We start from the raw sequence: 21,477 nt of genomic DNA on the forward strand, positions 1-21,477 counted from the left end.
GCCGACACTGCCACGAAAGCGCCGGTTGCGATAGGGGACATGACGGTCATCCACGCCCTGCCCCGTTGGCAGTGCATAGGTCCCCTACCCCCAAAGCCGGGCATGAAAGAAAAACATACCAGCCCATGAAATACAGCAAGGGGCGTGCTGGCATTAACTGAATGCATAGGTGATATTACCGTGAACTGGATGACAGATCACACTTATATTGCCACCCTCTGTCATTATTCTTATTTTTTCTAAATCGTGTCTGATATATAAAAAATACAAATACGGCGCTGGTCCGGCTGTAAATTTGTTATCGGATTGCGTATGCACTGGCGTGCTGTGACACCGTCCCCATCGATGCCCTGAGGTAAAAGAATGAGATTACTGGCCGTTCATCCAAGCTCGCTCATGTACACGAAGGTCTTCCTGCGTCTTGAACCGCTGGGGCTTGAACTGGTTGCCGGTGCCGCGCGCAACAAGGGACATGATGTGGAAATCATCGACCTGCAGGTCGAGAAGCATCCCGATTACTGGGAACGCATCGAGCGATTCCGTCCGCACGCCATCTGTTTTTCGGGCAACTACCTGGCCAATGTCCCCGAGATCATTGACCTGTGCAAGGAAACGCGCAGGCGCCTGCCCAACGTGTTCCTGTTCATTGGCGGGCACTCGATCTCGTTCATCGCGCGTGACGTGCTCGCACTGTCCGACGGGGCCATCAACTGCGTGCTGAAGGGGGAGGGCGACGCCACCGTCGGCCTGCTGCTCGAGGCATGGGAACAGGGCAAGGACCTGCTGACCGTGCCCGGCGTCGTCACCATGGAAGGCGATGGCCCGCCGCCGATCTTCATCGAATCCCTGGATGAAGTCCGTCCCGCGCGTGACCTGCTGCGCCACCGCCGCAAGTACTTCATCGGCACGCTGGACCCGGCGGCGTCGATCGAATTCGCCCGTGGCTGCCCCTGGGACTGCACGTTCTGCAGCGCATGGACCTTCTATGGCCGGTCCTACCGCACTGCCAGCGCCAAGGTGATTGGCGAGGAACTGGAGGGAATCAAGGAACCCGGCATCTTCATCGTCGATGACGTGGCCTTCGTCCATGCCGAGCACGGCCTTGCCATCGCCGATGAGATCAAGCGCCGCAACATCAAGAAGGAATACTACCTCGAGACCCGCGCCGACGTGCTGATGCGCAACAAGGAAGTGTTCGCGGTCTGGAAGGAAATCGGCCTGAGCTACATCTTCCTCGGGCTGGAAGCCGTCGATGCGGAAGGGCTGAAGCGGTTCCGCAAGCGCGTGTCGATGGACCGCAATTTCGAGGCGCTGGAATACGCCCGTTCGCTGGACCTGATCGTCGCCATCAACCTGATTGCCGACCCGTCATGGGATCGCGAACGCTTCGAGGTGATCCGCCAGTGGTGCCTGGAAATCCCGGACATCGTGAACATTTCGGTCACCACCCCCTACCCCGGCACGGAAATCTGGGAAAGCGAGTCCCGCAAGCTGACCACGCGCGACTATCGCCTGTTTGATATCCAGCACGCGGTCATGCCCACCACGCTGCCGCTGCGTGAGTTCTATGAAGAACTGGTCAAGACCCAGCAGATCCTGAACAACAAGCATCTGGGCTGGAGCGCGATCAAGGACACGCTGGGCATTGCCCTGCGTCTTGCGCTGCGTGGGCAGACCAACTTCCTGACCATGATCTGGAAGTTCAATTCGGTCTTCAATCCCGACCTGCAGATGGCCGACCATGCGCAGAAGCCGGAATACGAAATGCCGCTGAAGCCGGAAGGCACCGATCAGAAAATCGATCGCAAGACACTGTATGTCCATGGTCCTGCCGGCCGCAAGTCGCGCAAACTGGATGATGATACCGAAAAGTTTGTGGATGAAACCCGCATGAGCACGGTTGACTGAGCCGTCACGCCGCATCACGTTCATGACCTGAAAGGCCGGTTGCTTCATGCACCGGCCTTTTTTGCATCCTGACGCTACACACCGTCCCGGTTATCTGACGGGCTGCTCTCCACGCCTGCCGACCCGTAGAAACAGGCCCTGACCGACAGCCATGATCCCGTGCCACATGCCGCTGCGCGTCGTCCCGGCAGGTTATGGGGTGATAGGCTGCGGCATGAAGCATGGCTTTTCAGTCCGCAATTCCCGATAGTAATTTTATTACAATCGATAATATCAAAAGCTAATACACGCCCGGTCTGGCCCCTGCCCCCGCAAGCCCGTGCAGGACCATCAATCATGTCCTTGACGCGTTTCTGGGTCCGTCGCCGGGGAATAAGGGGATGATGGCGTTAAACGCCCTTATCTGGTGTAATTGGTCCGGTTCTCAACCACAGGCACCCATACAGGCTGCCAGCAGGTGTAAAGGCGATCAGATCATGGAAACAATAACACTGAACATAAGCGGCATGACCTGTGACGGGTGCGCGTCCAAGGTAGTGAATGCGCTGCAAGCCGTGGATGGCGTCTCGATGGTGGAAGTCTCGCTGGAACAGGGCAAGGCCTTCGTCACCTATGACGGACGCGTCACCAATCCCGACGACCTGTTCGCCGCAGTGGACGATGCCGGTTTTGACGCCGGTTACTGACCGGCCGGGACAGGCGTGAAAGAAGTTCCTGGTGAAGCTTTTTTCAAAAGGCTTCAGGAAACGCCGCCTTTTTGAAAAAAGGCGGCCCCCGGAAAACTTCTGTTCCGCATTCAGGCGGGCATCGCCGCGGCGGCCTTGCGTATGGCCTGCGCCATGGCTTCCACCCCGTTGCCTCGGTTGGTGGACAGGGCCTGCACCAGTCCAAGGTCACGCAGGAATCCGGGGTCCGTATTCAGGATCTCGTCCCGGCTGCGTCCCGAATAAACCCGCAGCAGCAGCGCCACCAGTCCCGACACGATGGCCGCGTCCGACGCGCCGGCCAGGTACAGCAGGCCATCACGCGGCTGCACTTCCATCCAGACCTGGCTCTGGCATCCCGGCACGCGATGGGCGTCATCCTGCCATTCAGCGGGGAATGGCGGCAGCTTGCGCCCCAGTTCGATGATGTACTGGTAACGCTGCATCCAGTCATCAAACAGGGCCAGTTCCTCGCCAATTTCCGCAATGGCATCAGCGGCGGTGTCGTCCTCGGGCTTAACAAAGGGGTCGGTCATCATCTTTCCTGTTACGCGGGGCCTCATGACGGGCCGGAAAACGGGACGGAACGCAAAAGGCCGAACCCTGTGGCGCGGCCCCCTGCACCGGCAGTTACTGCCCTACAGGATAAAGCGGCTCAGATCACCCTTGCGGGCCAGGGGGGCCACCCGGTTCTGGACATCATCGGCCGTGATCACCACATCCTCACCACTCCTGTCGGCAGCAGTGAAGGATACGTCTTCCAGCAGGCGTTCCAGCACGGTGGCCAGACGCCGCGCGCCGATATTCTCGACACGTTCATTGATGTCGGCCGCCAGTTCCGCCAGCGCGTCAATCGCGCCATCGGTAAAGGACAGCGTGACCTTTTCCGTGCCCAGCAGGGCGACGTACTGCTGCAGCAGTGAATGCTCCGGCTCGGTGAGTATCCGGCGCAGGTCGTCACGCGTCAGCGACGCCAGTTCCACGCGGATGGGCAGACGCCCCTGCAGTTCGGGCAGCAGGTCGGACGGCTTGGCGATATGGAATGCGCCAGATGCGATGAACAGGATATGGTCCGTGCGCACGGGGCCGTATTTGGTGGAAACCGTCGTCCCTTCAATCAGGGGCAGCAGGTCGCGCTGCACCCCTTCACGTGATACGTCGCCGCCACGCGATCCCCCTTCGGACGCACGGGCACAGACCTTGTCGATCTCATCAAGGAAGACAATGCCATGGTCCTGCGCATGGGCCACGGCTTCACGCGTCAGGGTTTCGGTATCCAGCATCTTGTCCGCTTCCTGCCGGATCAGGGCGGCACGGGCGGCAGCCACCGTCATGCGCTTCTGCTGCGGCATGCGGTTCATGAAGCCCTTCATCATGTCGGAGAAGTTGATGACCGCACCGGGCGTCATGTTCGGCATGTCGGACGGTGACGGGCTGCCCCCTTCGGCAATCGAGATCTCGACTTCCTTGTTTTCCAGTTCACCGGCACGCAGCATCCGGCGGAACTTGTTCCGGGTTTCGGACGAAGCGCCTTCACCCACCAGGGCGTCGAGCAGGATGTCCTCGGCCGCCTGTTCGGCGTTCTTTTCCACGTCCTTGCGCCGCAGGTCGCGCAGCATGTTGATCGAGGCCTCGACCAGATCACGCACGATGCTTTCCACGTCGCGGCCGACATAACCGACTTCGGTGAATTTCGTGGCCTCGACCTTCAGGAAGGGCGCCTGCGCCAGCTTGGCCAGACGGCGCGCGATTTCGGTCTTGCCGCAACCCGTCGGCCCGATCATCAGGATGTTCTTGGGCACGACCTCGTCACGCATCGCATCGGTCAGCTGCGCGCGCCGCCAGCGGTTGCGCAGCGCAATGGCCACGGCACGCTTCGCATCGGCCTGGCCGATGATGTAGCGGTCCAGTTCGGCCACGATTTCACGCGGGGAATGATTGGGAATTTCCATTACGCCGCTCCGTCCTGCGCATCCGCGCCCAGTGTTTCCACAATGACGGAATGATTGGTGTAAACACAGATGTCACCGGCGATCTTCATTGACCGCCGTGCGATGTCGACCGCCGGCAGTCCCGCGATCCCCAGCAGCGCGCGTGCCGCCGACAGCGCGTAATTGCCACCCGAACCGATGGCGATGATGCCGTCCTCGGGTTCCAGCACGTCGCCATTGCCGGTCAGGGTGAAGGAGCGTTCGGCATCCGCCACGGCCATCATCGCCTCCAGCCGACGCAGGTAGCGATCCGTGCGCCAGTCCTTCGCCAGTTCCACGCAGGCGCGTTCCAGCTGGTTGGGGTAGCGTTCCAGCTTGTTTTCCAGCCGTTCCAGAAGGGTGAAGGCATCCGCCGTGGCCCCTGCGAACCCGGCAAGGATCTGCCCGGTGGGGCCGATGCGGCGCACCTTGCGGGCATTGCCCTTGATCACGGTGGCGCCCAGCGTCACCTGCCCATCGCCCGCCATGGCAACCTGGCCATCACGCCGGACACATAAGATGGTTGTTCCATGCCACCCGACAGGGTCATGGGGAGATGAATGATATTCTTGCATATCAATAGAAATAAAACGTTCTCACGCCAGCACAAGGGGCAAGAACGCCCCGACGGTGCGGCGCCCCTATGCCTCCTGCGGGGCGCGGTGCATGATCCGGTCGATATGGGCGGCCAGATCGGCACGGGTAAAGGGCTTGTGCATGACATCGGCGCTGCCCGCCGGCAGGGCGACGGCATTGGCGTATCCCGTCAGGTACAGCACCCGCAGTCCCGGGCGCAGCGCCTGCAGGTGATGGGCCGTCTCCATGCCCCCCATGCCCGGCATCATCACGTCCATGATCACAAGGTCGATCGGTCCCAGCCCCTGCTCCATGGCCTGCACGGCGGCGGTGCCGCTGGCGTATTCATGCACCTCATGCCCGCGCGCGCGCAGGAAGCCCGCCGTCACCGCGCGCACGCCCGGTTCATCATCCACCACCATGACATGCAGCGCGCGCTGGCCCGCGCCCTCCGCCGGCGTGGCGGCCACGGCGGCGACCGGGGCATCCGTGGCGTTGCCACCGCCCTGCACCGGCAGGCACAGGTCCACGCGCGTGCCCTCGCCCGGCCTGCTGCGCACCTGTACCTCGCCGCCCACATGGCGGATGAAGCCGTAGATCATGGACAGGCCCAGCCCGGTGCCACGCCCGACATCCTTGGTGGTGAAAAAGGGTTCGAACACGCGGGCCAGTGTCTCGGGCGACATGCCAACGCCCTGATCAGTCACCGAAACCATGACATATTCACCGGGCACAAGATTCGTGCCCGCCACGATTTCCTTCACCCGCTTCAGCGCCGTGGATACCTTTATCAGCCCGCCTTCGGGCATGGCATCCACGGCGTTGATGCACAGGTTGAGCACCGCCAGTTCCAGTTGCCCCGCATCGGTGCAGACCGGCGGCAGCATTCCGTCCGACGCCGCCGTATCCACCACGATGGCGCATGGCGCGCCGCCGCTTTTCCCCTGGCGCGACACCACCGTCTGCGCCAGCAGGTCGTTCATGCCATGCAAAAGGGCGTTCACGTCCACCGGCTCAAGGCTGAGGTCGCGCGGGCGGCTGAAATTAAGCAGCCTGCGCGTCAGTGACGCCCCGCGCTGCGCGGCGGCGGATGCATTGTCCAGCAGGCGCGCCATCGGCCCCGTTTCCGGCCCCATGTCGCGCACCAGTTCAAGCGAACCGAGGACGGCGGTCAGCAGGTTGTTGAAATCATGCGCGATGCCACCGGCCAGCGTGCCCAAAGCCTGCATCTTTTCCGCCTGACGCAGGCGGGCGGCCATTTCCTGCTGGCGGGTAATATCACGGTTGATCACAACGGAGCACGCCGACCCGTCGCCCAGCGCCCCCAGCACAACACGCGTGATCTCGCGCCACCGTCCCTGCACGCCGCCACGGATATGGGCGGGCAGTTCGACGGTTTCCTCGTCCCGGCCCTCGGCATGCAGGCGTTCATGCGCCGCACGGATAAGGGGCAGCAGGTCCGCGTCACACAGCTCCTCCTCCGTATGGCCAAGGCAGCCTGCGATATCGCGGCCATAGAAATCGGCGGCCTGCCGGTTGATGCGGATGAAGCGGCCCTGCGCGTCCTTGAACCCCAGCCCCGAACGCAGGTTGTCCAGCAGGCCGTGCAGCAGCATGCGCTCGGTGCGCAGTTCACGTTCCAGCCGGTGGTAGTCCGCGGCCTGCACGATCATGGCGCGCAGGGCGTCCGGGTCCCATGGCTTGTGCGAATAGAACGAGATCCGCCCCTGGTTCAGCGCCGCCGCCACCGCCCCGATATCGGCATAACCCGTCAGCAGGATGGCCTGCGCATCGCTGTGCGCGCGCGCGCGCGCCAGCATCACGTCGCCACCCATTTCGGGCATGCGCTGGTCGGATACGATCACGTCCACGTCGTTGCGCGCGGCGAGGATGTCCAGCGCCTCGGTGGGGGATGTGGTGGACAGGACGGTAAAGGTATCTTCCAGCAGGTCCGTCAGGGCTACAAGGATCTCGGCTTCGTCATCCACCAGCAGGACAACAGGGCGCGGCTGCGTCGCGGGGTTGGTATTCATTGGTCTGCAACTCCCTGCACGAAGGCCACGCGGGGTGCCTCAACGCGCTTGATCGGATAAAGGCCGGGATGGGGCTGCCTGCCCCTCGTTCCCCGGACCGGGATTCCATGGCACGGAAATGGTGAAGCGCGCCCCGCCCTGCGGCGCGGCGCCAACCGACAGGCTGCCCTGGTGGGCCTGCACCACGCTGTAGGCAATCGCAAGCCCCAGCCCGGTTCCGGCACCAACCGGCTTGGTGGTGAAAAACGGCTCGAAAATACGTTCCTGCACATCAGGCGCGATGCCGGGGCCACTGTCGGTAATGACAAAGACGTAGCTGTCCCGCCCGTCCCCGTTATGTGCAAGGAACGTGTGTATCTCGATTTCCCCTTCCGCGATCCCGCCACGGACAGACATATCATCAGGCTGGGCGGCAAGAATTGCATCGGCCGCATTGCTGATAATATTCATGATGACCTGATTGAGCAGCGCCGCCTGGCAGTACAGCCGGTCCGGGGCTTCATACCGGCGTCTGACCACAATCCCGTTGCCCAGCTTCTGTGTCAGCAGCGCCATGACGGTTTCCAGCGCCTCGGGCACGTCGATCAGCTGGAACAGTCCTTCATCCAGTCGCGAGAATTTGCGCAGGTTCAGCACAAGGTTCTGGATACGCCGCAGCCCCATGTTCATGGATCCCACCCGGTCGCGGCACTTGTTCAGGATCGCGGCCCGGTCGTCATGGCCGGGATCGGCGCTGTCGGCTTCCATCCCGATCACGCGGTCCAGACCACGCGCCACCGTATCCTTGTGCGCCAGGATGAAGGCCAGCGGATTGTTGATTTCATGCGCGATGCCCGCCACCAGTTCACCCAGTGACGCCATCTTGGCCGTCTGCACCAGCTTGCCCTGTGTCTCGATCAGCTTGCGGTTGGCGTCGGCCAGTTCGCGGTTGGCCTGTTCCAGCGCCTCGGCCAGGGACGCCTTGGACGCGATGGCCGCGGCCTCCGCCCTGGCGCTCTTGACCGCGATTTCACGCGCCTGACGCTCGACCTCGATCCGGCGCACGTCATCCTGCAACAGCTTGCGGCGCACCAGCACGCGAATGCGCAGCGCCAGCGCCGCAGGCCCCACATCGCGCGAGACGAGATCGTCTATCCCCGCCTCGAACACGCGGGCCGAAAATTCCTTCGCATCGGGCCGGGGCGCGCCATCCACCCCCAGGATACGCGGTGGCACGTTACCCGAAAGCAGGTCCTTCTGCCGCCATTCGTCCAGCTTGCGGCAGACTTCCAGCCCGTCGAATTCCCGGCACGCCAGGTCGATCACCACGCAGTCGGGCACATGGTCGGGGTCATGCAGCAGGGACGGCCTGAGCAGCGAGGGATCGGGGCACAGGGTGACGATATGCCCGTCACGCCGCAACTGGTCGATCAGTTCGGGCACCGCGCGCCGGTGGGCGGGTTCGGGGGCGATGACCATGATACGCGCGCGCCGGAACACGCGCTGCGGCAGGAGGGATGGCGCATGCGCCGCATGTTCACGCAGCAGCGCGCGGATACGGAAGACGATCAGCGCCGGGTCGGATGACTTGGGGATATAGGCGTCCGCCCCGCTTTCCAGCCCCTCACGCTCCAGCCCCGGCTCGATCCCCTCCGTCAGGATCAGGACGGGGATGGTGCGCGTGACCGCGTTCATGCGCAGCTGGCGGGCCAGCTGCCCGCCATTCATGCCCGGCAGGTGGTAGTCGGCGATCACCAGCCCCGGCAGGCGTTCGTCAAGGGTATCGAGCGCTTCCTCCCCGCTGGCCACGCGGTGGACGTGAAAGCCGTGGCCTTCCAGCATGCGGCGGACACGAAGGGCCTGCGTGTCCGAATCCTCCACCAGCAGCAGGGTGTCGGCATGGTCCTGTTGGTCAGTCAGCGGCATCGGGGCGTCATCATCCTGCTAGGGGGCCTTCGGAAGGGATCTGGCCACCTGCCACGATCCGGAGAATATGCGGGGTGATTTCATGCACCGGCAGGCTTATGCACGCAGCCCCCGCGCGTTCGGCGGCCCCCGGCATGCCGTGGATGACGGCGGTGCTGCGGTCTTCGACAATGGTATAGCCACCGGCGCCACGGATACGGCCCAGCCCCGCCACGCCGTCTTCGCCAATGCCGGTCAGCAGCACGCCAAGGCTGTCCGCGCCAAACACGCGGGCCACGGAAGAAAACAGCACATCGGCCGATGGCCGCTGCCCCTGCACCACCGCATCATCATGCAGCAGCACGTCACCGCGCGGGCCGACAGTCATGTGCCGGTTGCCTGGCGCCACCAGCACCCGGCCGCGTTCCAGCTGCATGCCGTGCTGCGCCAGCATGACCGGCAGGGCCACATGCTGGTCCAGCCACGCCGCGAACCCTTCCATGAAGGGCTGGCCCATATGCTGCACCAGCACCACCGGCAGCGCGAAATCCGCCGGCAGGTCGCCCAGCACGCGGGCAAAGGCCGTAGGCCCCCCGGTTGAGGCCGCAAGGGCGAGGATGCGCGGACGGATATCCAACGGGCGCGTCCACATGCCCTTGTGCCGGAAGGGTTCGGCCTGCATCAGGCGGCGGCGGATAACGGGCACCTGGCTCATGATATACAACTGCGTGGCAATTCCCTGCGCCACGGCTGCGCCGGCGGCACCCGACAGGCCCTGCGGTTTCTCGATCACCGACAGCGCCCCCGACCGCAGGGCGTTCATGGAAACCTGCGTCGCCTGCGCGCCGACGGTGTCACTGACGATCACGATGGGGGTTGGAAAATGCGCCATGATCTGCCGCGTGGCTTCCAGCCCGTCCATGCCGGGCAGGCAGATATCCATGGAAATCACATCGGGGCGTAGGCGTGGGACAAGGCGCAGCGCCTCCTCCGCCGTTTCCACGGCCTCCACCAGTTCCAGGCGCGGGTCGCCCGTCACCACGCGCATGAGCAGGTGGCGCAGCACCGCCGAATCCTCCACGATCAGCACGCGGCGCGGGGGCTGGGGCGTCACATCGTTCACAACAGCCCCTTTATGGTGTCGATCAGTTCACCCTGGTCGAATTTCTGTTTGGTCAGGTAAGCACGCGCGCCGCCTTCCATGCCCCGGCGCACGTCATCCCCCTCGTCCCGTGATGTCATCAGGACAACCGGTATGCCCGACAGGTGGGGATCGGCCCGCATGGCCGCCAGCAGGGCGAAGCCATCCATGCGCGGCATTTCGACATCCGTCACCACCACATCCACATGCCGCGAGGACTGCTGGAGCATCGCCAGCGCTTCCTCCCCATCCACCGCAAGGCAGACATCGTAACCATGGGACTGCAATATGGTTTTCTGCAGTGTCCGGGTCGTGATCGAATCATCCACCACCATGACCAGCGGCGCATGGCGCACGGGCACCACGGGGGCGGCTTCATCCACGTCGCTGAAGCAGACGCCACCACCATTGCCCCGCAGCCGCCAGCGCGCAAACAGCCGGTCGGGGCTAAGGATGAAGACGGGCTGGTCCTCGCGCTGCCAGGCAATGCCGGGGACCAGTTCGCTGTCCAGCCCCACGGCTGTCGCGTCCGACACCAGCAGCGTGCGCACATCCACCATGCGTTCCACCGCAAAGCCGCAGCGTACGCCATCCACCTCCATCACCACGACGCTGACCGCGCCGTCGCGCACGGGCAACGGCGCGTTCTCATCCCCCACAAAGGCCCGCAGCGGCACCAGCAGCACCAGGTCCTCGGCCTGTTTCCCGGCCTGGCCGGCCGCTGGCTGCGTGCCGTCATTGGGATGCGGCACCACGGCGAAGGGCGCGCCATTGAGCAGCCGGATCTCATCACGCCGCACCCGCAGCAGGTGGCGGATCACGCGTCCGGGCAGGCCGAGCGACTGCCCGGCATTTTCCACCAGCAGCACGGTGCGCTGGCGCTGGGACACCGGCACGGTCAGAGTGACGGTCGTCCCTGCGGGCTGGCGCTGTTCCATGCGCACGGTGCCATGCAGGGCGCGCGCCGCTTCCGCCACCACCGACAGGCCCACCCCGCGCCCGGCCAGCGTATCCGCCTGGCCCCGCGTGGAAAAACCCGGTTCGAACACGCGCGCCAGCAGTTGCCGCGCCTCCAGCGGCGCATCGGCATGGACCAGCCCCTGCCCCGCCGCGCGCGCGGCAATCGCCTGCAGGTCCGGCCCGCGCCCGTCGTCACTGACCGCGACCTGCAGCCGCACGCCCGTCAGGGTGACGGCGATGGTGATGTTCAGGCGTTCGGACTTGCCTTCCTTCAGCCGCCGGGCACGGGTTTCATGCCCATGCACGATGGCGTTGCGCACAAGATGGACCACCGGGTCGCGCAGGGCCTGCATCACGCGGCGTTCGGTCTGGACCTCCATGCCATGCATGTGCACGTCCACGCCTGCATCCGGCCCGCCATGTTCGCGGGCGATACGCCGGGCCATGGCGGCAAGGGAGCCGAACACGCTTTCGGCGGGCACGAGGGTCACGGCATGGACTTCCTCCCCCAGCCGCAGCAGCGCGCGGTCGATCTGCCCGGACATGAGTTCACGTTCGCGCCCCACCGTCATGAGCCTGCGCGTCATGCGCGCGAATTCGGCCACGGGATCGGCGCGCATGCGTTCGGGCGCATGCATGACCGCGCGGGATTCATCCAGGAGGTCCATCACCTGCGCCCACAGACGTTCATGCCGTTCGGCCACGGACATGAGATCATGCACCGCCGAGGCCAGCGCATCGAGCCGTGCGACAGGCACCTGCACATAGGCCGGGTTTTCCATGGCCGTGGCGGCGGGCGCGTCCTCATCCAGCGCATGGGCATCCGCCCCCGCCGGGGCCGTGGTCATGAGCAGGTCCACCTCGTCAAGTGTATCGGTAATCGCCTTCAGGTCGGCTTCATCTGGCAGGGCGCGGGCCGCCTGCAGGGTCGACAGGCGATTTTCCAGCGCGTGGGCCACCCCTTCGACCACCGGCAGTTCCACCGCGCGCGCCGCCCCCTTGAGCGAGTGGACACGCCGGAAGATTTCCGCCAGCCCCTGCGCATCCGGGCAGCCAGCGGCCACGATGCCGCGGATCACGCGCAGATGGTCGCGGTATTCCGCATCGAATACCGCCAGAAGTTCGTCGCGAAGGGTATCCACGGCCCGGCCGTCAGGTCTGGTAACGTGCGGAAATGGTCAGAAGCTGTTTTGACAGCTTGCCAAGGTTGCTGGCCGAGACCTCCAGGTTGCGGGTACCCGCCGATGTCTGCTGGCTGGCCTGGCGGATGCTCTGCAGCGCGGTCATGACCTGTTCAATGCCGATCTGCTGCTGGTTGGTCGACGCCACGATCTGCTGGAAGGCATGCACGCCTTCCTCGATCCCGCCGGTCATGCGTTCGATGGTGCGGTAGGCGATGTAGGTGCGTTCCTTCCCTGCCGAGACACGCTTGACCGCTTCCTCCGTCAGCATGACGGAGGTGTTGATGCCGCGCTGGATGTCACCAAGGATAGCCCGCACGTTCTGCGTCGCATCGCGCGACTGGTCGGCCAGGATCTTCATCTCCGCCGCCACCACGGCGAACGAACGGCCATGTTCGCCCGCCGCCGCCGCCTCGATCGCGGCATTCAGCGCCAGCAGGTGGGAACGTTCGGACAGGTCGTTGACCGATGCAATGATTTCGCTGATCGCCTCGGTCCGTTCGGACAGGGCCACGATGTTCGACGCCACGGCTTCCGCCCCGTCATGGGTATGGGCCATGGCGCGGGCCGTTTCCTCCACCGCTTCCAGCCCGCTTGCGGAACTGTGGACAATCACCTCCGCCGAGGAAATGACTTCACGCGCGCGCTTGCTGATCTGTGCGCCGGAATGGGTGATTTCGTCCACGGTGGCCGCCGTTTCCTGCACCGCGGCAAACTGTTCTTCCACGCTTGCGGCCTGCTGCTGGGTGGAGGCGCGGATCTCGGCCACGGCGGCGTCAAGGTTCTGGGTGACTTCCCCGCTCTGGCGCGCGATTTCCCGCAGGCCGTCGATCATGCGGTTCAGGCCCGAGGCAAGGCGGGCGACCTCGTCCCGGTCCTCGCCCATGCCGCCCACCTTGGCGCGGGTGGCAAGGTCGCCCTGCCCCACGCGTTCCATCACATGCATGATGGACGAGATCGGTTCCATGATCGAACGCCGCGTCCAGAAGGTCACGATCAGGGCGACGACAACCGCCCCCGCCATGCCGATGGCCAGCGAACGGCGGCTGTAATCATACGATGCCGCCCCCTGCGTTTCGGCCACCTGCACCACGTGGTCCAGCAGGGACGCCGCCCGCCCCACCAGCAGGTCAATCGACTGTTCGCGGCTGTCGATACGCGATGCCTGTTCGCGCACGCCCGCGTCATTGCCCGCACGTATGGCCTGGAACAGCATGGCGGCACCGTGCGTATCCATCTGGAACTGTGCGGAAATGTCACGCAACTGGCTGGCGACGGTATTGAACATCTCGCGCTGGTCGTCGCTGCGGGCCAGCCTGCTTCCTTCTTCCGCGCGCGACAGCACGCCCGCCAGCAGCCTGTCCGCGTCGCGCGCCTTTTCATCCCATCCGGCAATGGCGTCCTCCAGCACGGCGGGGGCGGTTTCGAAATCATGGGCGTAATAATGCGCAAGGATGGCAAGCCTGCGGGCGACAAGGTCGTTTTCATTGGCGCGGATATGCGTCAGTTCACGATAGACCGACAGGTCGCGGGTGACGATGATCGTCATTTCATCACGCACCTCCCGGATCTGTCCCAGCGCGTAGATACCCAGCGATACCATCAGCAGGACACCGACCATGAAACCGAACAGCAGGCGATTGGCGATTGTCACGGGACTTCACACTCCGACATAACGGGAAGAAAACAGGCGCGCGGGATCAATGACGGTCAGGCTGCGCCCATCGGGCAGACTGGCCTGGGGAAAGCCCGAAGGCGTAAGCGGCGTGGGCGTGCCCGTGATTTCCACGGTGCCCGCGGCACCACTGGCCAGCAGGGCGATGCGCCCCAGCGGAATGCTGGAAACCGAACGCAGCAGCAGCATCACGCCAGGCGCCTCCAGCGGCGCGCCCCCCAGCAGGACCGAAAGGTCGAATACGGTATACAGGTCGGCCTGATAGCCATGCACGCCGCGCACGCCGGGCGGGCAGTCGGGCCTGCGGGGCATATCACTCCAGACCGGGTCGGTCACGCGCAGCACGGCATGCAGGTCCACCCCGCAGGCCTGTCCCGCAAGGTCCAGCATGACCAGCAGCCGCCCCGCGGCCGCCCCCGCCTGGTCCCGCCCGCGCGCGGCCATGATCCGCGCGCGTTCATGCAGCACCCGCCGGGCGAAGGCGTCCTTGCCCGATGGTGGCGTGATGTCCCCGTTTTCCGTCATGATGTCACCTGCGCATGACGGATTGCCGGTGCCTCACTGGCCTGCCGGGCCAGGCGCAGCAGTCCCCCCGCCGTCATGCCATCCCCATCGGGCAGCACGGTATCGGGCGGGCGGCGGCGGGCCAGCTCCATCATCTGCTGGCGAAGCCGGTTTGCCTCCACCCAGCCCCCTGCATCTTCCAGCAGGCGGGCAAGGTAGCAGCGCGCCATGATATGGTCGCGGCACAGATAGATGACCCGGCGAAACGATTCCTCGGCCTGAAGCAGGCTGCCTTCACCCCATGCCAGCACGGCAAACAGGAAATGGATGCGGGTATCCATGGGATGGCGCAGCAGGTGGTCACGGCACATGCGGATGGCCAGCGGAACCTGTCCCGTATCAGCAAGCTGCCGGATTTCGGTTGCGACAGCCACGCTGTCCACAGCGGGCACGGGCACAAGCGCGCGCGTGGGCCTGCGCCGGGGCATGTCGGACGCGACGGGCGCATCCCGCGCGTCCCCGCCCGGCTTCGCGGGCAGGCGAAACGCCAGCGTGCCCGGCAGGCGCACGGTTTCAAGGCTGGGCGCGAAACAGGACGCGGGTTCGGAATGCCCCAGCAGGATCCAGCCTTCGGGCGCAAGCCGGCCCGCCATGGCATGGACCAGCGCCTGCGCCTGCGCCTGCGCGAAATAGATCAGCACGTTACGGCACAGGATCAGGTCGAATGGCCCCGGCGGCCCACCATCGGGCCGCAGCAGGTCAAGGACATTGCTGTACCGAAACCGGACCATGCGGCGATAGCATTCATGCAGCCGCCATATCCGCGGACTGACGGGGGCGAACCACGCGGCGCACTGCGCGTGGGCTATGTCACGCAGGGTCCATGCGCTGAATTCGGCCTGCCGCGCCTGTTCAAGGGCGCGGGTGCTGATATCAGTGCCCAGGATTTCGACATGCCAGTCAGCGGGGTTCATCCCCGCCTCATCCAGCAGGCGCGTCAGCAGGATGGCGATGGAATAGGGTTCGGCCCCGTTGGAACAGCCGACACTCCATATCCGCAGGTGGCGCGTGGCCCGCGCACGGCGGATCAGTCGTGGCAGGATGGTGCGTTCAAGGGCCGCGAACTGTTCGGCATAACGGAAGAAAAACGTCTCCCCTATGGTGATGGCGGATTCAAGTTCCCGCCATTCCCTGTCGCCCCGGGCCCCATCAGCCAGCAGGGCAAGGTAGTCATGGCAGGTGCGGCAGCCATGCAGCGCCATGCGCGCGCCGACCACCTGTTCCAGCAGGTCGGCCTTGTCCATATAGTAATGCAGCCCCGTGCGGCGGGTGACCGCGTTGAGCAGCCGCCGCAGGCCCGCGTGGGGAAAGGCGGTCGGTCCGGTCATGAACGCCCTTCCCCATGCCCGTCGTCACCGGGCATGTCGGGTTGCGGTGTATCGATCGCGGCCCACAGGGTGGCGCGCGCACGGGTACGTTCCATCAGGGTATCCAGCCGCATGCGTTCATCATCATTGATGATGTCGGTCATGCGCAACATGAATGCAATGCCACCATCCCCAAGTTCCAGTTCCCGCCCTGCGTCACTGTCCCCCGCCATGTCACCGTCAACCGTGCCGGATGCAACGGGAACGGGTCGCGCAACCGCGCATACCGCGTCCACCATCAGGGCCACGCTGCCCCCACCGGGCAGGTTGCACAGCAGCAGCGGGCAGTACAGCAGGTCCACGGGCCGGCGCACCGCCTGCGTGCGTTCACCCAGCAGCACGCCAAGGTCGATTACCACCACCATGGCCGACCCCAGCCGGAACCAGCCCGATACATGTGGCAGCGACACGGCCACCGGCATGAGTTCGGGCACGGGCATGCATTCCCTGACCACGAGGCCCGCGGGCAGGCCGTACTGCCGCTAACCGACGCGAAAGATCATGACGGGCGGCAATGGCAGCCGACCCGATCCATATCCCTTGTCCTGCTGTGGCGTGGCGTAATCCATTAGCGACGGCGCACCTGCTGTTTCCCATATGCACAAGGCAGAAGTTTGCATTTAATACAAGCGGTCGCTACCTCGGTCTGGAATGCGTTTCCAACAATCCCGGGAAGCAACACCCATGACCGGAGTCTTGTTTTAATGGACAGTCCCTTTTCCAACCAGCCGCAGGATCGCACGCTGCCCCCCGCCACCAATGCCGCGGGGGGGGGGAATATGCCACGTATCGTGCGGCTGGCGGTATGGTCGGTTTTCTACTTCCTGTTCTATCTGGTGCAGCAGGTATCGGAACTGGTCGCCCCCCTGGTGCTGATCCTTGGCATCGGGTGGAGCGCGCTGCCCCATATCATCGGGATCGTGAACGGCGCCGTGGGCAGCGACCCGCAGACACGCGACATGATCGCGCATGTCACGCATTCCATTCCCGACCACCTGGAGGTGGGGTCCCACCTGCTGACCCCGTCCTCGCTGGTCTTTGACGGACTGCTGCTCATGGCGGCCGCGGCGCTGTGCGCCACGCTGTCCACCATTGCCGCGCGCACCATGTAAAGACAGACAGGGCCGTCCGCATGTTCCGCCTGCATGATGTCAGTTACGCCCATGGCGGCAGCGCCAGGGTGGCCGCGCTGTCACATATCAGCCTTGACGTGCCGCAGGGTGAATTCCGCTGGCTGCTTGGCCCCTCGGGTGCGGGCAAGTCATCGCTGCTGTCCATCCTGTCGCTGGAGGTGCAGGCCAGTGCCGGCATGGTGGAAATACTGGGCGTGCCGGTCATGCAGGCGCGGCGCAGCAACCTTGCGCGCCTGCGCCGCCGCATCGGGACGGTATGGCAGGATTTCCGGCTGCTGCCCGACCTGAGCGTGTTTGACAACGTCGCCCTCCCGCTGCGCCTGCAGCACCGCGCGGAGGACGAGATCGCCCACGAGGTCCACGCCATCATGAAATGGGTCGGGCTGGAAAACCGTCTGGACGCGCGGCCGCTGCAGCTTTCGGGGGGGGAGCAGCAGCGGGTCGCGATCGCGCGCGCGGTGATCTACCGCCCCGCCCTGCTTCTGGCGGATGAACCGACCAACGCGCTGGATGAACGGCAGGCGGGCCGCCTCATGGCCATGTTCCACCGGCTGGCGGAACTGGGCACGACCATCGTGGTGGCCACCCATAACGACGCGATCGTGGAAAAATATCCCGCCCCCGCCATCGAACTGGCGCATGGCCACATGGTGCGGGATTACCGCTGATGGCACGCAGGCGCTATCATGACGGACTGGCCCTGCACCAGGCATTGCCGGGGCAATTCCTGCCCTTTCTTGTCGCGGCCATGTCCTTCCTTGCGGCGCTGGCGCTGGCGGGGGGAATTGCGGCGCACGGCCTGTCGCAGCGCTGGACCCATGGCGCGGGGGCCGTCACAACCGTGCAGGTGCCCGGCCCCGATGACCCCGCCGCCGGTTCGGGCACCCGGATCGCGGCCGTGCAGGACATTCTGGCCCATACCCCCGGCATCATCACGGCGCACCGGCTGAGTGACGCGGAACTGCGCAGCCTGCTGGCCCCGTGGATCGAGCAGACCGGGGATGCGTCCCTGCCCCTGCCCGCCGTGATCGAGGTGCATACGGCGGCCGGACAGGACCCGATGCCCCCCCTGCTGCCCCGGCTGGAAGCCATTGCCCCGGGCGTGATGGTCGAACATGACAGTGTATGGAGCGACCGGCTGGCCGCACTGGCCGCAAGCCTGCAGGCCTGTGCGCTGCTGGCCGTGCTGATCGTGATGACGGTGGCGGTATGCGTGGTCATGGCCGCGACACGCGCGGGCCTGCAGACCCGGCGGCAGGCCATTGCGCTGATCCATTCGCTGGGTGCGATGGACAGCTATATTGCCGGACGGTTCGCATCCCGCGTGGGACTGCTGGCGCTGGTTGGGGGACTAGGGGGCAGTCTTGCGGCACTTCCCATGCTGCTGGCCATGTCGCATCTGGCCGCCCCCTTTTCCGCCGTGACCGATGCGCAGGCCACGGCCCCCGTGGACTGGCGCGATCCCCGTGCATGGGCGGACATCGTGCCGCATGCGCTGTTATGGATGCTGCTGGCGCTGCCGCCCGCGGCAGGCATGACGGGCTGGGTCACAACCCAGCTGACCGTGCGGGCATGGCTGCGCCGCCTGCCATGACACGGTCGCCACACGGCAACGGACGACCCTCCCCCTTCCGCCGCAGGCTGCTGGCCACGGGCTTACTGGCCACCGTGCTGGCATGGATGGCGGGACTGGCATGGTTTACCCGTGACGCCATGCGTCCCCCCGCGCGGCCGCCGCATGTGGACGGGATCGTGGCGCTGACGGGCGGGCAGGGCCGGATTGACGAATCCCTGCGCCTGCTGGCGCAAGGCGATGCGGACAGGCTGCTGATTTCCGGCGTGGACCTGCATGCGACGCTGGCTGATTTCCTGCGTCACCAGCCGCAGCCCACGCCACTGGCATTATGGATGCGCACGACACTGGGCCACAGCGCCACGTCCACGCTGGGCAACGCGGATGAAACGGCGGCCTGGGTGCGGGCCTACCATATCCGCAGCCTGGTCGTGGTGACGGCGGGGTACCATATCCGCCGCGCCATGATGGAAATCGCGCGCACGGTGCCCGATGTGCGACTGTATGGTTACCCGATCCAATCACCCGCGCTGCAGCACCTGCTGCATCCCGCCACCATACGGCTCATGGTGACGGAATATGACAAATGGCTGCTGGCGTGCCTGGATGTCGCGCGCCTGACGCGGCCATTGCACGGCCTGATCAACCATACCGATACCCGCCCCGGCGCGCCCCCCGTCATGGGCTGAATACCGGGTCGCCGCTTGTCCTGACGCCGGTTTTCTGGTGTTAGGAAAACCCATTCACACTGATGGACCCGTTCGTGATGACAGTACTGCGCGCGTTTGCCTTCAACCTGTATTTCCTGCTGCTGACCATCATCATGGGCATTCTGGCCTTTCCCATCCGGCTGTTCGCACCCGGGCGGGCGCTGGCCTATGCCAAGGCATGGACGGGGCTGACCCTGCGGGGGCTGCGGCATATCTGCCGGATCGACATACAGGTCAGCGGCATGGAGCACCTGCCTGCCGGTCCATGCCTGCTGGCGTGCCAGCACCAGTCCGAATTCGATACGCTGGTCTGGATGAACCTCGTGCCGCGCCCGGCCTATGTCATGAAGCGCGAACTGGAGCGCATACCACTGGTCGGCCCCATGCTGCGGCTGAGCGGCATGATACCCGTGGACCGCGATGGCAAGGCAAAGGCCCTGCGCGCCCTGCTGGCCGCAACCGATGCAGCCGTGGCTGACGGGCGGCAGATCATCATCTTTCCCGAAGGCACGCGCACGGCCCCCGGTGCCCCCGTCAGCCTGCAGCCGGGCATTGCCGCCCTTGCCACCCATACCGGGCTGCCGGTCATTCCCGTGGCAACGGATGCGGGGCTGTACTGGAAACCCGGCGGGCTGCTGAAACGCCCGGGCACGATCCATATCGTTGTGGGCGCACCCCTGCCCGCAGGGCTGCGGCGGGCGCAACTGCTGCCTGCCATCGGTCAGGCGTGGCGGCAACTCTGCACCCGTCACGGACTGCCGGTGCCCGCGCAGGCAACCCCCGCCAATCCCGCCTAGGGACGGCGCACGGCGCGCCCTGCCACGCGCCTGCCCACAAAACCGGCAAGGGCATGGGTCATACCTGCCCCAAGGATCGCATCACAGGCAGCAATTCCCGTTAATGTTACCACCCCGGCTGACGCCAGCAGGCTGATCCCCGTTCCTGCCGCCCATGAAACGAAGGCACGCCAGACCACCGGCCTGCGGGCCGCATGGACCATGCTGTCGTGATCCAGTGCATGCAGGACAAAGAAGTCGACAGTGACGATGCCTGCCACCGGGACAAAGGCGATGGAGAGATAGAACAGGAAAGCGATAAAGTGATCCAGCAGCCCCCCAAACGCCAGCACGGTCCCAAGCAGGCCGCATGCCAGCGTAAGGACAGGGCGACTGGTCTGGTGCGATCGGGCGGGAAACACTGTGGCGGCACTCAATATCACGCTGTACAGGTTCAGTGCGTTGACCGTCCATGTGCCACCGAATACCAGCCCGAAGGCCAGTAGTCCCAGCCCCATATGCAACATGATCTGCAGCATTCCGCCCTGCGGGACCAGAACGCCCGCGACACCGCCCGCAAACATGACAAACGAGGCGGACAGCAGATACGCACACACGGACACCAGCACGACATCCCTGTCGCGATGCAGAAAACGGCACAGATCTGGCATGATGACCGCACCAACCGCCACCCCGCCCACCACGGCGGAAATGACATCGCCCATTCGCAACGCATGACCATGGGGCATATGATCCATGATGCCCGCATGCGGCACATCCAGAGCGCACAGCAGCAGCCAGACGGTCGCAAGAAACAGTAGCGGCGTCAGCACCAGCGACAGCCGGTCAATCGCACACAGCCCCACCATGGTGGTCAGGGTCATGAGCAGCCCACTGCCCAGTTCCACCGGCCAGATGGGCCCATGCCACCCCCATAGCGTTGCCAGAAGAACGCGCATGGCATCGGCAAACAGGTCGATATTGACCCCGAACCACCCCAGCAGGGACACGGCAAAGGCGGCATTGAGCGCCATCGCCCCCCGTTCCCCGAAGACCAGCCGGGCCAGCATGTATGAACTCAGCCGCGTGCGCGCGCCCACAATCCCCATAAGGGAGCCGATAATGGTCAGGATAAGGCCACCCGCCAGCATGCCAGTCACGAAACCAGGCATGGTGGTCACACGCGCCAGATCGACCCCTGTCACCAGTGTTGGCAGGGACACGCTGAAAGCCGACATCATCAGCGCGACACGCCACCATGGCAGGGCGACACCCTGCGGCACGGTTTCGGTCAGATAATCGCCATCCGGGGACATCGTACC

Annotated in this window: 19 protein-coding genes; 7 read left to right on the top strand and 12 right to left on the bottom strand. The window is 65.0% G+C overall.

What is annotated here, in order from left to right:
• The first annotated feature begins 363 nt into the window (after positions 1 to 363).
• Both hpnR and GEU01_RS00185 read left to right on the top strand, forming a co-directional pair.
• Complete coding sequence (hpnR, locus tag GEU01_RS00180) at positions 364 to 1,908, top strand: hopanoid C-3 methylase HpnR (protein ID WP_026018370.1); 1,545 nt, start codon at positions 364 to 366, stop codon at positions 1,906 to 1,908.
• A 476-nt stretch (positions 1,909 to 2,384) separates the two neighbouring features.
• Entirely contained in the window at positions 2,385 to 2,594 is a 210-nt protein-coding gene (locus GEU01_RS00185) for a heavy-metal-associated domain-containing protein (protein WP_010506519.1), read from the top strand.
• 110 nt (positions 2,595 to 2,704) lie between these two features.
• Here the strand turns inward: GEU01_RS00185 and GEU01_RS00190 are convergent, their stop codons facing one another.
• From GEU01_RS00190 to GEU01_RS22145, 11 genes are all read right to left on the bottom strand, one after another.
• Positions 2,705 to 3,151 (bottom strand): SufE family protein, encoded by a 447-nt coding sequence (locus GEU01_RS00190; RefSeq protein ID WP_010506521.1) that lies wholly within the window; start codon positions 3,149 to 3,151, stop codon positions 2,705 to 2,707.
• A gap of 99 nt (positions 3,152 to 3,250) precedes the next feature.
• Positions 3,251 to 4,564: an ATP-dependent protease ATPase subunit HslU gene (hslU, locus tag GEU01_RS00195; protein ID WP_019084477.1), complete on the bottom strand. Its 1,314-nt coding sequence runs from the start codon at positions 4,562 to 4,564 to the stop codon at positions 3,251 to 3,253.
• Positions 4,564 to 5,157, bottom strand: a complete 594-nt coding sequence (gene hslV, locus GEU01_RS00200; RefSeq protein WP_026018371.1) for an ATP-dependent protease subunit HslV — start codon at positions 5,155 to 5,157, stop codon at positions 4,564 to 4,566. The genes hslU and hslV overlap by 1 nt, the downstream gene beginning before the upstream one ends.
• Before the next feature lie 66 nt (positions 5,158 to 5,223).
• A complete protein-coding gene (locus tag GEU01_RS00205; RefSeq protein WP_019084479.1) occupies positions 5,224 to 7,191 on the bottom strand; it encodes a response regulator in 1,968 nt (655 codons plus the stop codon).
• Between the two features lie 39 nt (positions 7,192 to 7,230).
• Positions 7,231 to 9,096, bottom strand: coding sequence for a response regulator (locus tag GEU01_RS00210; RefSeq protein ID WP_019084480.1), 1,866 nt, complete (start codon positions 9,094 to 9,096; stop codon positions 7,231 to 7,233).
• A 10-nt stretch (positions 9,097 to 9,106) separates the two neighbouring features.
• Complete coding sequence (cheB, locus tag GEU01_RS00215) at positions 9,107 to 10,198, bottom strand: chemotaxis-specific protein-glutamate methyltransferase CheB (protein WP_019084481.1); 1,092 nt, start codon at positions 10,196 to 10,198, stop codon at positions 9,107 to 9,109.
• Positions 10,195 to 12,318, bottom strand: a complete 2,124-nt coding sequence (locus GEU01_RS00220; RefSeq protein ID WP_019084482.1) for a hybrid sensor histidine kinase/response regulator — start codon at positions 12,316 to 12,318, stop codon at positions 10,195 to 10,197. The genes cheB and GEU01_RS00220 overlap by 4 nt, the downstream gene beginning before the upstream one ends.
• Before the next feature lie 10 nt (positions 12,319 to 12,328).
• Positions 12,329 to 14,011: a methyl-accepting chemotaxis protein gene (locus GEU01_RS00225; protein WP_019084483.1), complete on the bottom strand. Its 1,683-nt coding sequence runs from the start codon at positions 14,009 to 14,011 to the stop codon at positions 12,329 to 12,331.
• Between the two features lie 6 nt (positions 14,012 to 14,017).
• Positions 14,018 to 14,557, bottom strand: a complete 540-nt coding sequence (locus GEU01_RS00230; protein ID WP_010506538.1) for a chemotaxis protein CheW — start codon at positions 14,555 to 14,557, stop codon at positions 14,018 to 14,020.
• Entirely contained in the window at positions 14,554 to 15,924 is a 1,371-nt protein-coding gene (locus tag GEU01_RS00235) for a CheR family methyltransferase (RefSeq protein WP_019084484.1), read from the bottom strand. The genes GEU01_RS00230 and GEU01_RS00235 overlap by 4 nt, the downstream gene beginning before the upstream one ends.
• Positions 15,921 to 16,433: a chemotaxis protein CheW gene (locus tag GEU01_RS22145; RefSeq protein ID WP_305067630.1), complete on the bottom strand. Its 513-nt coding sequence runs from the start codon at positions 16,431 to 16,433 to the stop codon at positions 15,921 to 15,923. Before GEU01_RS22145 ends, GEU01_RS00235 begins: the two co-directional genes overlap by 4 nt.
• Positions 16,434 to 16,667: 234 nt before the next feature.
• On the opposite strand from GEU01_RS22145, the gene GEU01_RS00245 reads away from it, so the two are divergent.
• From GEU01_RS00245 to GEU01_RS00265, 5 genes are all read left to right on the top strand, one after another.
• The gene (locus tag GEU01_RS00245) at positions 16,668 to 17,075 is read left to right on the top strand and encodes a hypothetical protein (RefSeq protein ID WP_019084486.1); all 408 of its coding nucleotides are present in this window, start codon (positions 16,668 to 16,670) and stop codon (positions 17,073 to 17,075) included.
• A gap of 20 nt (positions 17,076 to 17,095) precedes the next feature.
• Positions 17,096 to 17,764 carry a cell division ATP-binding protein FtsE gene (locus tag GEU01_RS00250; protein WP_019084487.1) on the top strand — a complete coding sequence of 223 codons (669 nt, stop codon included), beginning with the start codon at positions 17,096 to 17,098 and terminating at the stop codon, positions 17,762 to 17,764.
• A complete protein-coding gene (locus GEU01_RS00255) occupies positions 17,764 to 18,690 on the top strand; it encodes a cell division protein FtsX (protein WP_019084488.1) in 927 nt (308 codons plus the stop codon). The genes GEU01_RS00250 and GEU01_RS00255 overlap by 1 nt, the downstream gene beginning before the upstream one ends.
• Positions 18,669 to 19,358, top strand: a complete 690-nt coding sequence (locus GEU01_RS00260; protein ID WP_019084489.1) for a YdcF family protein — start codon at positions 18,669 to 18,671, stop codon at positions 19,356 to 19,358. Before GEU01_RS00255 ends, GEU01_RS00260 begins: the two co-directional genes overlap by 22 nt.
• Before the next feature lie 77 nt (positions 19,359 to 19,435).
• Positions 19,436 to 20,176 carry a lysophospholipid acyltransferase family protein gene (locus GEU01_RS00265; RefSeq protein ID WP_042710744.1) on the top strand — a complete coding sequence of 247 codons (741 nt, stop codon included), beginning with the start codon at positions 19,436 to 19,438 and terminating at the stop codon, positions 20,174 to 20,176.
• Here GEU01_RS00265 and GEU01_RS00270 read toward each other — a convergent pair.
• A complete protein-coding gene (locus tag GEU01_RS00270; protein ID WP_019084491.1) occupies positions 20,173 to 21,471 on the bottom strand; it encodes a cytosine permease in 1,299 nt (432 codons plus the stop codon). The genes GEU01_RS00265 and GEU01_RS00270 overlap by 4 nt on opposite strands.
• Positions 21,472 to 21,477 lie beyond the last annotated feature (6 nt).

Source organism: Komagataeibacter europaeus LMG 18890 (assembly GCF_000285295.1).
GTDB classification, from domain to species: domain Bacteria; phylum Pseudomonadota; class Alphaproteobacteria; order Acetobacterales; family Acetobacteraceae; genus Komagataeibacter; species Komagataeibacter europaeus.